Source organism: Pseudarthrobacter lactosi (genome assembly GCF_055412785.1).
In genome coordinates this window covers 114,092-128,079 of sequence record NZ_JBVAYS010000001.1, presented here as the reverse complement: position 1 = coordinate 128,079, position 13,988 = coordinate 114,092, and the positions used below count along the sequence as shown (strand labels likewise).

At 66.2% G+C, this 13,988-nt stretch carries 10 protein-coding genes; 4 read left to right on the top strand and 6 right to left on the bottom strand.

The window, feature by feature from the left end:
* Window position 1: 1 nt before the first annotated feature.
* Entirely contained in the window at window positions 2-520 is a 519-nt protein-coding gene (locus tag ACZY0Q_RS00555) for a DinB family protein (RefSeq protein WP_463913398.1), read from the top strand.
* 6 nt (window positions 521-526) lie between these two features.
* Here the strand turns inward: ACZY0Q_RS00555 and cydD are convergent, their stop codons facing one another.
* From cydD to ACZY0Q_RS00540, 3 genes are read right to left on the bottom strand one after another with little or no spacing between them, the layout of a single operon-like run.
* Window positions 527-4,000 (bottom strand): thiol reductant ABC exporter subunit CydD, encoded by a 3,474-nt coding sequence (cydD, locus tag ACZY0Q_RS00550; RefSeq protein ID WP_463913395.1) that lies wholly within the window; start codon window positions 3,998-4,000, stop codon window positions 527-529.
* A 6-nt stretch (window positions 4,001-4,006) separates the two neighbouring features.
* Window positions 4,007-5,056, bottom strand: coding sequence for a cytochrome d ubiquinol oxidase subunit II (cydB, locus tag ACZY0Q_RS00545; RefSeq protein ID WP_463913392.1), 1,050 nt, complete (start codon window positions 5,054-5,056; stop codon window positions 4,007-4,009).
* A 22-nt stretch (window positions 5,057-5,078) separates the two neighbouring features.
* Window positions 5,079-6,680, bottom strand: a complete 1,602-nt coding sequence (locus ACZY0Q_RS00540) for a cytochrome ubiquinol oxidase subunit I (RefSeq protein ID WP_463913389.1) — start codon at window positions 6,678-6,680, stop codon at window positions 5,079-5,081.
* Between the two features lie 262 nt (window positions 6,681-6,942).
* Here ACZY0Q_RS00540 and ACZY0Q_RS00535 point away from each other — a divergent pair, with 262 nt between their 5' ends.
* Entirely contained in the window at window positions 6,943-7,329 is a 387-nt protein-coding gene (locus tag ACZY0Q_RS00535; RefSeq protein WP_254750072.1) for a BlaI/MecI/CopY family transcriptional regulator, read from the top strand.
* Between the two features lie 6 nt (window positions 7,330-7,335).
* Complete coding sequence (locus tag ACZY0Q_RS00530) at window positions 7,336-8,358, top strand: M56 family metallopeptidase (RefSeq protein WP_463913386.1); 1,023 nt, start codon at window positions 7,336-7,338, stop codon at window positions 8,356-8,358.
* Between the two features lie 16 nt (window positions 8,359-8,374).
* On the opposite strand, the gene ACZY0Q_RS00525 is transcribed toward ACZY0Q_RS00530, so the two are convergent.
* On the bottom strand, window positions 8,375-10,483 hold the full coding sequence (locus ACZY0Q_RS00525; RefSeq protein ID WP_463913384.1) for a DNA gyrase/topoisomerase IV subunit B: 2,109 nt from the start codon (window positions 10,481-10,483) through the stop codon (window positions 8,375-8,377).
* Between the two features lie 256 nt (window positions 10,484-10,739).
* Between ACZY0Q_RS00525 and ACZY0Q_RS00520 the strand changes: the two genes are divergently transcribed.
* Complete coding sequence (locus ACZY0Q_RS00520; RefSeq protein ID WP_463913381.1) at window positions 10,740-10,961, top strand: DUF7455 domain-containing protein; 222 nt, start codon at window positions 10,740-10,742, stop codon at window positions 10,959-10,961.
* Window positions 10,962-11,153: 192 nt separating this feature from the next.
* On the opposite strand, the gene ACZY0Q_RS00515 is transcribed toward ACZY0Q_RS00520, so the two are convergent.
* Both ACZY0Q_RS00515 and ACZY0Q_RS00510 read right to left on the bottom strand, forming a co-directional pair.
* Window positions 11,154-12,455, bottom strand: coding sequence for an RNA polymerase sigma factor (locus ACZY0Q_RS00515; protein WP_463913379.1), 1,302 nt, complete (start codon window positions 12,453-12,455; stop codon window positions 11,154-11,156).
* A 273-nt stretch (window positions 12,456-12,728) separates the two neighbouring features.
* Window positions 12,729-13,934, bottom strand: coding sequence for a DUF4192 domain-containing protein (locus ACZY0Q_RS00510; RefSeq protein ID WP_463913376.1), 1,206 nt, complete (start codon window positions 13,932-13,934; stop codon window positions 12,729-12,731).
* Window positions 13,935-13,988 lie beyond the last annotated feature (54 nt).

The following is a 13,988-nucleotide window of genomic DNA, read 5'->3' as shown; positions in this document are numbered from 1 at the left end:
CATGCCTATCATTCCTGATGAAAAGGACTGGACCTGGGTCCTGTCCCGGCCCTGTCCCGAGTGCTCCTTCGACGCTTCCACCGCCACACCGGCCACGGTGCCGGGCAGCGTGGAAAACATGCTGCCGCGCTGGCGGTCCGTCCTCCGCAGGCCCGAGGTGGCCGAACGCCCGGATGACAGGACATGGTCGGCCCTAGAATACGCCTGCCACGTCCGTGACGTCTTTACGCTGTTCGACCAGCGGCTGAACCTTATGCTCGACGCCGACGACGCCCAATTTGAGAACTGGGACCAGGACCTCACCGCCGTCGAAAAGGACTACGCCAACGCCGATCCCACCGTGGTCAGTGCGGAGCTGACGGCGGAGGGTGAACAGATCGCCGAGTCCTTCGCCGGCGTCCGCGAGGCAGAGTGGGGGCGCCGGGGCCTGCGCAGCAACGGTTCCGAGTTTACGGTCCTGACACTTGCCCAGTACTTCCTGCACGACGTCGTCCATCACCTCCACGATGTGGACGGCTGAGGAGACTCACCCCACCAGCGAAGCAGCCGTGCCCGCCCGGGATGCTGCCGGGAGCTCCAGCCGGGCGTCATCGGGTTGGATGTCCGCAGGATTGTGGGTGACCATGACCACTGTGCGGTCTTTCAGGCCGGTGCGGAGGTCTGCCAGCATTTCCCGTCCCGACTGAGCGTCCAGATGAGCCGTGGGCTCGTCGAGCAGGATGACCTCGGCCCCCGTCAGCAGGGTCCGCGCCACGGCCAGCCGTTGCCGCTCGCCGCCGCTGAGGAAGGAACCGCCCGGCCCGATCCGGGTATCGAGCCCGGCCGGTAGCCGCGACACCAGGGCGCTGAGGCCGACGGCGGCCAGCGCCGCTTCCAGCGCGGCGTCACCCGCGGCAGGCGCAGCATCGCCGCGAGCGGCTGAAACGCCCGGCACCGCTCCGGCGGCGGGTGCGCCCAGCATCAGGTTGCCCCGCAGCGTCGAATCGAACAGGTGGGCCTCCTGCGGGCACCAGGCCGCCTTCCCGGTCACCGCTGCGCGGCCGGTGGCGGCAGGCAGGAATCCCAGCAGGACGGCGAGCAACGTGGATTTCCCCGCGCCGGACGGTCCGGTGACCGCCAGCCAGGTGCCGGGTCCGGCAGTTGCGGAGACCCCGGAGAACACAGGATCTCCACCGGGCCAGGCCGCCCCGACGTTTTCCAGTTCAACGCCCGCTGCTGCGCCGGAACGTGCGGGGACAACATGCAGACCGTCGCCGTCCGCGGTTTCAGTGGCGCCGCCGTCCAGCACGCCGGTATTACCGACCCGGCGCATCACGCTTCGAAGTGCCGGGTACTGGCGCACCGCCGTCGTCATCGCTGCGTACGGTTCCACGAGCGCCAGCTGCATCAACACAACAACGGCGGCAGTGGCGGGCTCCAAGGTTCCTGCCAGTACCTGGGGTGCGGCCAGCGCGGCAGCGGCCAAGGCGGCGGTTCCGCAGGCAGCGACGGTAATGGCTTGGCCGAGGCCTTCGGCCCACGCGGAACGCTGCGATGCACGTGTGGCCCGGCGGTCCTCGGAGCGCAGCGCGTCCAGGACGGTTCCCGCGACGCCGTTCACGTGCAGCTCTGCCCGGGCATCCAGTGCAGCCGACACGCGCCGCAGGACGCCCGCCCGCAGGCTCTGCTCGGCTGTGGCTGAGCGGCGGTCCCCCCACAGGGCCGCCGCCGGCGCCAGGAACATGCTGAGCACTGCTGCCAAGGCAACGGCCGGCAGCGCGGCAGGCGCCACCAGCGCGGTTGCCACCAGCGCCGAACCGGCCACGGCAAGCGCCGTGACGGGCGGCAGGACAACCCGCGGCAGCAGGTCCCGGACGGTGTCGACGTCGTCAATCACGGTGCCCAGGACGTTGCCGCCCTGCAGGAGCCGCCGAATCGAGAGAGCCTTGCGGCTCAGTGATTCCCAGAGCCGGCCGCGGAGCCGGGTGAGGGCGCCGAAGACGGCGTCGTGGAGCAGGAGCCGTTCCCAGTAGCGGAGGACGGCGCGCCCGATACCAAAGAACCGCACTCCGACGATGGCTGTGAGCAGGTACAGGATGGGCGGCTGTTCGCTCGCCCGGATGATGAGCCAGCCGGACAGGCCGGACAGGGCCACGGCGAAAATGGCGGCAAAAGTGCCCACCACCGCAGCCCCGGTGAACCGGCCGGCCACTGGTGAGAGCAGGCCGGCCAGGAGGCGGGCAGTGCGGCCTGGCCGGCGATCTCCGGCCGCGGGCTTGCGCGTCCTCGGATCAAGCCCGGCGGTTTCTGTGGCATGCTCTGGCTTCATGACCGCCTCGGTCCCGGCGCCAGTTAGGGTCGCCGCTGAGGCGTCCGTTGGCGCCGTGATGCCGCGGGCGGATACAGGCACCAGGTGGTCAGCCAGCTCCCGGGTCTGTTGGTCGTGGGCCACCAGGATGACGGTCACCTGGCCCCGGAGCGCACGGATCGAGTCCTGCACGTGGGCCGCCGATACCGCGTCAAGGTGCGCTGTGGGCTCGTCGAGCAGCAGAACGGTGGCACCGGTCCTGATGCGGGCCAGGCCGCGCGCCAATGCAACGCGCCGCAGTTCGCCCGGGCTCAGTTCGGCCGGATGGTGGCTGGCGAGGTGCCCGGCAGCAGCAGTGGCCAGGCAATCCCTCGCCGCCGCGGCTGCCGCCGGAGAGTCAGCGTCCATTGCGCCGCTGAGGTACAGCAGGACCTCGTCGAGCACGGAGTCCGCCACCATCACCGGATGCTGCGGAACCCAGGCGATGGCGTCGCGCTCCAGTCCGGAGAGGCGGCCGGATACCGTGGTTCCGCCGCCGTCCCCGACGGTTCCGGCCAGGACACCAAGGACAGTGCTCTTGCCGGCGCCGCTGGGTCCGTCCAGGGCGGTGATCAGCCCGTGCGGGGCGGTGAAGGTCAAGGGCCCGACGGCGGGAGCGGAGCGTCCGGAGTAGGTGACCGTGAGGCCGGTGACTGTCACTCCCCCGGACCCGCGCACGGAACCCCGGCTGCCGCCGTCGGACGCGGCAGCATCGCGTCCCGTGGCAGGCAACGGCCGCGGCTCGGACGCTTCAGTGACCTTCCTGGTCGCGGCGAGCGCGGCCCGCCCGTCATCACTTGCGTGGTGGGCCGTGCCCAGCTCGCGGAGCGGCAGGTAGCAGTCCGGTGCGAGGATCAGGGCCAGGAGGCCGGCTTCGAGCGGCATCTCGCCGTGCACCAGGCGAACGCCGATGAACACGGCAACCACGGCGACGGAAATCGTAGCGATCAGTTCCAGCGCCAGTGCGGACAGGAATGCGGTGCGCAATGTCCCCATGGTCCTGGCGCGGTATTCCTCCGAAATCTCCTCGAGGGCCTTGCGCTGCGCGGTGGCGCGGCCCAGTCCCACCAGGACCGGCAGGCCCTTCGCCAGCTCCAGCATGTGGGCGGACAGCCGGGTCAGGGTCTCCTGGGCCTCACGTACATGGTCCTCGGTGTACCGGCCGATCAGCACCATGAACAGCGGGACGAGCGGAACCGTCAGGACAATCACCACCGCGCTGACCCAGTCGGTGAACAGGATGCGCGCGCCGAGCAGCAGCGGGATCGCGGCACAGTTCACGAGGGCGGGGAGGAACTGCGTGTAGTAGCTGTCCAGCGCGTCCAGCCCGCGCGTGGCCAGCACGGCCAGCCCGCCATCGGCCGGGCCGGTGCTGCGTGCACCGTTCCGCAGGGCACGGGCCAGCAGTTCGGAGCGGAGTTCTTCCTTGATGCCCAGCGCGGCGCGGCGCGCGGCGATGCCCTGGGCCCACACGGTGGCGGACCTCAGGAAAATCCCCGCCAGGCCCAAGGGCAACTGCTCGGGCCAGGACCCGTTCCCCGTGGCCAGGCCGGCCAGCATGGCAGCCACAGCCTGCCCCATCAGGACCAGCGACAGCGCCTTGAGCGCTGCCAGCAGGCCAAGCCAGTAGATGGCGGAACGGGTGGCCGGTCCGGCCGGAAAATCCGGGCGCACGGCCGGTCAGCCCTTCGTGGTTAACGCCCTGACGGCAATGGCCGGCAGGAAGCTGTGCGCTGCGGGGATCTGGGACGCGCTGACCCGCCGCCGGAACACCCAGTAGGTCCACGCCTGGTAGGTGATCACGAGGGGCAGGCCTACGGCTGCCACCACACTCATGAGCCCGAGCGTGTAATCGGACGACGACGCGTTAGCAATGGTGAGGTCAAACGCAGGGTCCAGGGTGGAGGGAAGCACTACCGGGAACACTGCACCGAAGATTGACGCGCTGCCGAGGAGGAGGAAGACTCCCATGGCCATAAACGCCTTGCCTTCGGATCCCCGCCGGGCAAGGAGCCATGCGGCTGCTGCGGCCACCACGGCCACGATCACCGCCGCCCAGGTCCACGGCTTGCCCTCCAGGAACTGGAGGATCAGTGCCCAGCCGGCCAGGGGCAGCAGCAGGACCGGAAGCAGCCGGACGAACCAGCGGCGCGCACGGTGGCGGATGTCGCCGTCGGTCTTCAAAGCGAGGAACGCCAGCGCGTGCAGCAGGGAGAATCCCACCACTGCCAGCCCGCCCAGCACGGCGTAGCCGCTGAACCACGCGAACGCACCGCCTACCCGGTCACCGTTCGCGTTCAGGGGCAGGCCGGTGGTGGTCAGGGCCAAGGCCGCGCCGACGCCGAACGCGGCGAAGAAGGAGCCCAAGGCGATGGCCCAGTCCCAGCGCGCCCGCCATGAATCTGTGTCACCCTTGCCGCGGTATTCGAATGCCACGGCGCGGAAGATGAGGGCAACCAGCACCACCAGGAGCGGGAGGTAAAGGGCGGAAAACAGCGAGGCGTACCACAGCGGGAACGCAGCGAACGTTGCGGCTCCGGCCGTGATCAGCCAGACCTCGTTGCCGTCCCAGACCGGGCCAACGGTGCTCAACAGCAGCCGGCGCTCGGTGTTGTTCCGCGCAAACAGCTTCATCAGCATTCCGACGCCGAGGTCAAAGCCTTCAAGGAAGAGGTAACCGGTCCAAAGCACTGCGATGACGATGAACCAGATGGTGGGCAGCAGTTCCATGCTCGAGTATCCTCTGCTCTTCTTAGTAGGCGAATGCCAGGACGTCGTCGGCAGGCTTGCCAGTGCCGGGGCCCTTTTGGGCGTCCCCGTGCTCCTCGTTGTCCTCGTCGGGGGTGTGGGCAAGTTCCGGCATCGCGGACACCACGCCGCCCCGGATGAACTTGACCAGGAGTTTGACCTCAACCACCAGCAGCACGGCGTAGACGGCCGTCAGGACGATCAGAGACGTCAGCAGCTCACCGGCCGACACTCCGGGTGAGACTGCGGCCGCCGTGAACATAAACACCTGGTCGATGCCGTTCAGGTCAGGGTTGGGGGCCACCACAAAGGGCTGCCGGCCCATCTCGGTGAAGATCCAGCCGGCTGCGTTGGCGCCGAACGGGGCAAGGATGCCGAACACTGCGAGGCGCATCAGCCAGCGGGACGCGGGCACGGTGCCCTTCCGCGTCACCCAGAGCGCGATGAGCGCAGCCAGTGCCGCAAGGCCGCCGAAGCCGATCATCATCCGGAAGCCCCAGTAGGTGACTTCCATAACCGGGACGTACTGGATCTCCTGGCCGGCCCGCTCGCCGTAGATCGGGTTGTCCGGCAGGTGCGTTCCGTAGTCGGTTTTGTACTGGTCCAGGAGGCTATTGACCCCCTTGACTTCGGTCGTGAAATCGCCCTTTGCCAGGAAGGACAGGATGCCCGGCACCTCGATCAGTGCAACAATCTCATCGCAGTTTTTGGAGCCAAGGTTCCCGACACTGAGCACGGAGAAACCGGTGCCGTCGTGGCAGGCGGCCTCGGCGGCGGCCATCTTCATCGGCTGCTGCTCAAACATGAGTTTGCCCTGCAGGTCGCCGGTCAGGGCGGTGCCGGCGAACGAGATCATGGCGACGACGGCGCCGATCCGCAACGAGCGGATCCAGACTTTGTAATCGGTCCGGTCACGGCCGGGGATGGCCGCCTCGCCGGGAGTCACCTTCCCGTCGGTACCGACAATGTCGATGCCGTCGGTGCGCCTGCGCCAGAGGTGGTACCAGGCAATGCCGAGGAGGAAGCCGCCGGCAACGGCCAGTGCGCCCATCAGGGTGTGCGGGAAGGCCACCAGTGCGGTGTTGTTGGTGAACACGGCCCAGGCGTCCGTCATGACCGGCCGGCCGTCAATAATCTCTGCGCCCACCGGATGCTGCATCCAGCTGTTGGCCACGATGATGAAGTAAGCGGAGAACACAGATCCCACCACGGCTACCCAGAGGCAGGCCAGGTGGATGGCCGGCTTCAGCTGCTTCCAGCCGAAGATCCACAGGCCCAGGAACGTGGACTCAACGAAGAAGGCCAGCAGCGACTCCAGCGCCAGCGGCGCCCCGAAGACGTCTCCGACAAAGCGGCTGTACTCGCTCCAGGCCATGCCGAACTGGAATTCCTGCACAATGCCGGTGGCCACGCCCATGATGAAGTTGATCAGGAAGAGCTTGCCCCAGAACTTGGTCATCCGGAGGTACTCCACCTTGCCGGTGCGGTGCCAGAGTGTCTGCATCACGGCCACCACCAGGCCCAGCCCGATGGTGAGGGGCACCATCATGAAGTGGTAAACGGTGGTGATGCCGAATTGCCAGCGTGCGATTTCCAGAGCTTCCACAGCAGTCCCTCGGGTTGGCGGTGCAACTTTTCTACGATTCGTAGAACTTTGACTTCTACAGAGTGTAGAACAATGCGGAAGGCACTGTAAACCAACAGTTCCATGCGGAAGTGGCGCCCACAAGGCCGCGGCGCGCCGAGTGTTCTACCGTACGTAGAAACTCAGGCGAAAAACAGGTAAATTTGTTCTTGTATCTGTATGGCTGGAGCAGTCACCGCGGCCGCCAACGGCCCGGTGCGGGGAAATCGAAGGATGTATCGCAATGGCAAGTCTTGGCGAACTGGAACGGGCAGTGATGGATCTGCTCTGGGCGGGCCACGAAGCAGCCACCGCGAATACCCTGCGCGACAAACTGGCAACCACCACCGAGGCAAGCGGGGATGCCGCTGGGCATGAGGGCAAGGAGCTCGCCGTCACAACAGTCCTGACCGTCCTCTCACGGCTTGAGAAGAAGGGCCTGGTGGAGCGGGAACGCGGTATGCGGCCGCACCGATACCAGGCTGTTTCGAGCCGGGAAGACCACACTGCGGAGCTGATGCATGAAGTGCTGGGCTCGGCGCCTGACCGCGAAGCCGTGCTGGCACGGTTCATCGGCTCCGTGACGGACAGCGAAGCGGAAACACTGCGCAAACTGCTTGGCCACATCTAGCGGACCATGTTCTGGACCTCGTACCTGCTGGCGGTCCTCGCGATAGTCCTGGCGTGGCCAGTGCCTATCCTGCTTTCACGTGCCTCGTGGCCTGCCCGGTCACCGTTCACGGCCATGCTGCTATGGCAGGCCATAGCACTTGCCGGCGGACTGTCCATGATCGGCGCGATGCTGGTCTACGGGCTCGAACCGATTGGTGACAACCTCATTTCCGGGCTCCGCGGGCTGGCGGCTATGGTCCTCTTCAACGCGCCCACCACGGCACTGGGCTTCTGGCACCTCTTCGCCCTGTCCGCCGCGGCGCTGCTCACCGCCCACCTGGTCTTCACCCTCTTGCTGACGTACTACAAGATCGAACGGCAGCGGCGTCGGCACCGGGAGCTCCTGTCCCTGTTGGCCGCCCCCTCCGTCGATGCGGCCCGCACAGTGGTCATCAGCCACGATTCACCTGTTGCCTATTGCCTGCCGGGCGGGGCCCGCTCCGTCACGGTGCTCTCGGACGGCCTGATGGCGGCCCTGGAGCCAGCTGAACTACGGGCCGTCCTGAGCCACGAGAATGCCCACCTCAACCAGCGCCACCATCTCCTGCTCTGGGCGTTTGCCGCGTGGCGCCAGGCGCTCCCCTGGCTGCCCACCACCCGGCTCGCGCAGGAGGCGGTGAACTCGCTCATCGAAATGCTGGCGGACGATGTTGCGCTGAAGACGGAAAGCAAAGCCACGCTCATCAAAGCGATAGCCATCGTGGCCAGCGGCCCCACCGGAGGTATGGCCGCGGGCCGGGGGCCGGGCCTTGCCGGAAGCGTGGCCGCCGCCGTGCCAGCCGCGCACCCAGGCCTTGCACTGAACGGGCTCGAGGCGCCTGCCGGCACCGTCTCAGGTTCTGCCCGGACCACTATGTCCCGGGTCAGCCGGCTGCTTTCCCCTCAGCCGCAGCTGCCTGCCGCCGCCCGAGGGATGGTGCTTGCCGGCTGCGCCCTGCTACTGGCCCTGCCCACCGCCCTGCTGATCGTGCCGGGCCTGCTGGGCTGACTGACTGCCCGCAGCGTCAGGCGTCGATCCGCTCCCGGTCCAGGCTGGAGGCGCCGGCGATGATGAAGTCTTTACGGGGGGCAACATCGGATCCCATCAGCAGGTCGAACGTGTCCTCCGCGTGCTTGGCGTTCTCGATGCCCACCTTGCGCAGTGTCCGGTGCCGCGGATCCATCGTGGTTTCCGCCAGCTGCCCGGCGTCCATCTCGCCCAGGCCCTTGTACCGCTGGATCGGCTCCTTGTAGCGCTTGCCTTCCTTGGCCAGTCGGGCCAGGAGCACGTGCAGTTCCGCCTCCGAGTACGTGTAGATCATGTCGTTGGCCTTCTGGCCGGCGTTGATGACCTCCACCCGGTGCAACGGCGGCACGGCAGCATAGACCCGTCCCGCGTCGATCATGGGGCGCATGTACCGGAAGAACAGCGTCAGCAGCAGCGTCCGGATGTGGGCGCCGTCCACGTCGGCGTCGGTCATCAGGATGACCTTGCCGTACCGGGCCGCGTTGATGTCGAAGCTGCGGCCCGAACCGGCGCCAACCACCTGGATCAGCGCAGCGCACTCCGCGTTGGACAGCATGTCCCCCACGGACGCCTTCTGCACGTTAAGGATCTTGCCGCGGATGGGCAGCAGCGCCTGGAAGTCGGAGGAGCGCGCCAGCTTGGCAGTTCCCAGCGCGGAGTCGCCTTCCACGATGAAGAGTTCGGAACGGTCGACGTCGTCCGTCCGGCAGTCGGCGAGCTTGGTGGGCATGGACGAAGTTTCCAGGGCATTCTTGCGCCGCTGGGTCTCCTTGTGCACCCGCGCGGAAATCCGGGACTTCATCTCGCTGACGATTTTTTCCAGCAGCAGCGCAGAGTGCGCCTTGTCGTTCCGGTTGGCTGAGTTCAGCTTCGCGGTGATCTCCTGCTCCACCACCTTCGCGACGATGGCTCGGACGGCGGAGGTGCCCAGGATTTCCTTCGTCTGGCCCTCGAACTGCGGCTCGGCCAACCGGACCGTCAGCACAGCCGTCAGCCCGGCGAAGATGTCGTCCTTCTCAATTTTGTCGTTGCCGGCCTTCAGCTTGCGGGCGTTGGCCTCCACTGCTTTCCGGAACGTCTTGACCAGCGCCTGCTCGAAGCCGGACTGGTGGGTTCCGCCCTTGGGCGTGGCGATGATGTTGACGAAGCTGCGGACGGTGCTGTCATAGCCGATGCCCCAGCGGAGCGCCACGTCCACTTCACAGTCGCGTTCAACCTCGGCGAGCTGGCTGTGCCCTCGTTCGTCGAGCACCGGCACAGTTTCCTTGAATTTGCCGGAGCCGTGCAGCCGCCAGACGTCGGTCACGGCGGGATCGGCGGCGAGGAACTCGACGAACTCTGACAGACCGCCGTCGTGGTGGAACACCTCTTCGTGGCCCGCCACTTCACCGGGGGTCCCTGCCAGCCTGCGCTCATCGCGGACGGTGAGCTTGAGCCCGGGCACCAGGAAGGAGGTCTGCCGTGCCCGTGCGGCCAGTTCGTCATAGGAGAACTTGGCGTCCGGAGTGAAAATCTGGCGGTCTGCCCAGTAGCGGATCCGGGTCCCGGTCACACCACGCTTCGCCTTGCCCACCACGTCCAGCACGGAACCGTCCACAAACGGTGCGAACACGGCCGAGGGGTCCAGCTTGGATCCCTGGTCCTTGAAGCGCCCCGGTTCGCCGCGCCGGAATGACATTTTGTAGGTCTTGCTGCCACGGTCCACTTCCACGTCCAGGCGAGCCGACAGGGCGTTCACCACGGAGGCGCCCACACCGTGGAGCCCGCCGGAGGCCGTGTAGGACCCGCCGCCGAACTTGCCGCCCGCGTGGAGTTTGGTGAAGACCACCTCAACGCCGGTGAGGCCTGTCTTGGGTTCCACATCCACGGGGATGCCGCGGCCGTCGTCGTGAATTTCCACCGAGTTGTCCGCGTGCAGGATGATCTTGATGTCGTGCCCGAAGCCGGCAAGCGCTTCGTCCACCGAGTTGTCGATGATCTCCCACAGGCAGTGCATCAGCCCGCGCGAATCGGTGGAACCGATGTACATACCGGGGCGCTTGCGGACGGCTTCGAGGCCCTCCAGGACAGAAAGATGCCTGGCGGTGTAATCAGAACTTGGTGCCACGGGTTGTGAACTCCTTCAGTGACGGAACAGCTGGCGCTGCGGGCGCTCCATCAAGCCTAGTCGGCGCGGCAGCTGACGGGTGGCTGCCACACTTGCCCGAGACTATGGGACGGGCCACTCGTTATCCTTCCGTGACGGAAACCTGCGCCTTGATCAATTCTTGTGGCTACGCGGACAGCGAACTTGACCCGTCCTTGCGATGGGATTGGTACGAATACTGGTTATATAGACATACAGATCTACTAAGGAGGCCGACATGACAACAGCAGTGGCAGACCGCACACTCAACGCACTGGACCGGTGCGATCGCTGCGGAGCTCAGGCATACGTCCGCGTTGTACTCGAGTCCTCCGGCGGTGAGCTGCTGTTCTGCGGCCACCATGCCCGTGCAATCGAGGCCAAGCTGAGGCCGTTGAGCTCCGACTGGCACGACGAGACGGGCAGGCTTCACGAGAAGGCGCCCGTAGCCGTCGACTGACCAGGCGCACCCCGCAACCAGTACACCTCGAAGAGGACCCCTCCAGCCGGAGGGGTCCTCTTCTTTGTTATGGAGACTTCCTTGTTATGGAGACTAGGCACTGAATCCCAAACAGGAAAACGCGGGCCCCCTTCCCGCCCGTCGATCCGAAGATGATGGGCGGAAGGCGACCCGCGCTGCCTGAGTTCCGGCTTAGTCCAGGTAGTCCCGCAGTACCTGCGACCGTGACGGGTGGCGGAGCTTGGACATCGTCTTGGATTCGATCTGGCGGATACGCTCACGCGTAACGCCGTAGACCTTGCCGATTTCGTCTAAAGTCTTCGGCTGACCGTCGGTCAGGCCGAAACGCATGGCCACCACGCCGGCTTCGCGCTCGGACAGGGTGTCCAGGACGGAGTGCAGCTGTTCCTGCAGGAGCGTAAAGCTCACGGCATCAGCCGGAACCACGGCCTCGGAGTCCTCGATGAGGTCGCCGAACTCGGAGTCACCGTCTTCGCCCAGCGGGGTGTGCAGGGAGATCGGTTCGCGGCCGTACTTCTGGACTTCCACCACCTTTTCAGGAGTCATGTCCAGTTCGAGGGCCAGCTCTTCAGGCGTGGGTTCGCGGCCTAGGTCCTGGAGCATCTGGCGCTGCACGCGGGCCAGTTTGTTGATGACTTCGACCATGTGCACCGGGATGCGGATGGTGCGGGCCTGGTCTGCCATGGCGCGGGTGATGGCCTGGCGGATCCACCACGTGGCGTACGTGGAGAACTTGAAGCCCTTGGTGTAGTCGAACTTCTCGACAGCGCGGATCAGGCCCAGGTTGCCTTCCTGGATGAGGTCCAGGAACAGCATGCCGCGGCCGGTGTAGCGCTTGGCCAGTGAGACCACGAGGCGGAGGTTGGCTTCGAGCAGGTGGTTCTTGGCGCGCTTGCCGTCGTGGATGACGAACTCAAGTTCACGTTTGAACTTGGGGTCCATCGATCCGTCGTCGGCGTTGATCTTCTCTTCGGCGAAGAGGCCGGCTTCGATCCGGAGGGCGAGGTCGACTTCCTGCTCGGCATTGAGCAGCGCAACCTTACCGATCTGCTTCAGGTAGTCCTTGACAGGGTCAGCCGTGGCGCCGGCCGACATTACCTGCTGGACAGGGGCGTCGTCGTCATCGGCATCCGAGTAGACAAAGCCCTTGCCCGTTGCTGCTGAGGCGGCCTTGGCTGCGTTGATCTCGCTGTCATCGGCGATATTGATGTCGTCGAGGTCCTCCTCAACGTCCTCATCGTCGTCGCCGCGCGCGGATTTTCCGGCTGCTTCGGCCGCGGCTTTGGCGCCGGGCTTGGGCCCGCGCTTTTTGGGCTCAGGCTTGCCGTCCAAACCGGTGTCGCCGGTGGCATCCTTGATGGCTTTATTGGCTGCCCGCGTCGCTGCTCGCTTGGCGTTCGTTGCAGCCTGCTTCGCCTCAGGGGACAAATCGTCCTGGGCGGCGGGTTCCTTCTTCGCGGAAGACGGGGTCACAGAAAACCTTTCTAGCGGCGGTCTGTGGAATCACCATACGGGCAACACCACTATGACCCTGTCAAGTCCGTGATGAATATCAGGTGCAACCACGGCCGGCAGAGTCTACAAGTAGAACTGCCGGGGCGGCCATAATGTTCCCGACTGGGCTTCATTACGTGCTCTTGATTCACGGACCCAACCGGGTCTCGGCAACCATTGTCTCACGGTTTTCCCAAACCCGACCTCAGGGCTGCCCCAGACCCGGTCCCCCACTGGTAAGGCTGGAACTGCTCAGGCCGCATCCGGTTCGAATTTCCGCCAGGCGGCTTCCTTGCGTGATGCCCAGCCGCAGAGGGTGCCGCGCCGGACAAGTTCGAGCAGGAGTTCGGCGAGCCGGTAGCCGGGTTCCTCGTCCAGCGCCTGCCCCAAATGCGCTGCAGCATACGAGCCACGTCCGCGGCACCACGAAATCCAGCCTCGTCCAGACAGGGCCGCGGCCGTGGCCTGTCCTCCCCCGGCAGCCAACAGCTCCAGGACACGGTCCAGGCTGTTCATGCTGGTCCAGTCCGGCACGGGCGGCTCCAACCCCAGCAGGACCTCGCCGTAACCCGGCACCGGACCAGGCGTGACAACCGCGGTGCCGGACCCGATTCCCTGGACACCAGCGCCCCGGGGACACACAGGCGCCAGCTGGCATTTGGCGTCGAAGATCCCAAACTGGTCCGCACCAGCACATGCGGCAGCCCTGCCCGCGGCGGCCATCACTAGGACTGCATCCCGCCAGGAAGGTACACGGAGTGATGCGCGGAGGAAACCTTGGATGAGGACGTCGGCCGGAAACTGGCCGGAAAGGAACAGAAGTTCCCACGAGTCAAGAAGCGCGTCGAACTGTGCCCTGCTGCCCCGGCGGAGATCCAGCGGGACCATCCACGCCGCCTCGGCTGCACGCAGCCGGTCCCTGGACTCCGCCGACATTGCTAAGGGCGCGGGACCTTGGTCCTCCGGCGCGGGCCCGACGCTGCTGCCGCGGAAGACCATCTCGGCGTTTAGCATGCTGTCCCGGATCGCCTGAACGGACCGGCCCGGCGAGGGGCAGCAGGACGGGTCGGTGCAATAGGCATCACGCCAGAAGGCGTCACCGACATACCAGGCGTCACGTACCGGCATCCCAGCGGCCCCTAAGACCGACTGCAGTGCGTCCAGTAGCCCGCGGTAGGTTCCCGGGGGTTCCATCCAGCCGTCGTTGGTGAAGCAGGCCAGCAGGGCGGCGTCGGCATTCCCGTCAGCCTGGAGATAGTCGCGTACAGTGCGGGCATAGCCCCGCGGGTCCGCGAGGGTTTCCGGGCCTGGCAGATCCAGCCTCAGGGTTGCTCCCAGCCGGTTCCCCTGCAGGGTCATCGCAACCAGGCTGTCTGCCGGCCAGTAACCCAGGGAATGCGGAATAAAACCGAGGATGTCTTCAGGGCCTCGGACGGTCAGGTGTTCTGAAGGTTTCATGATTCCAGCTTTGGCGAACCACCGGCAGGGTTGAAGTGGCAACTTCCGCTATGT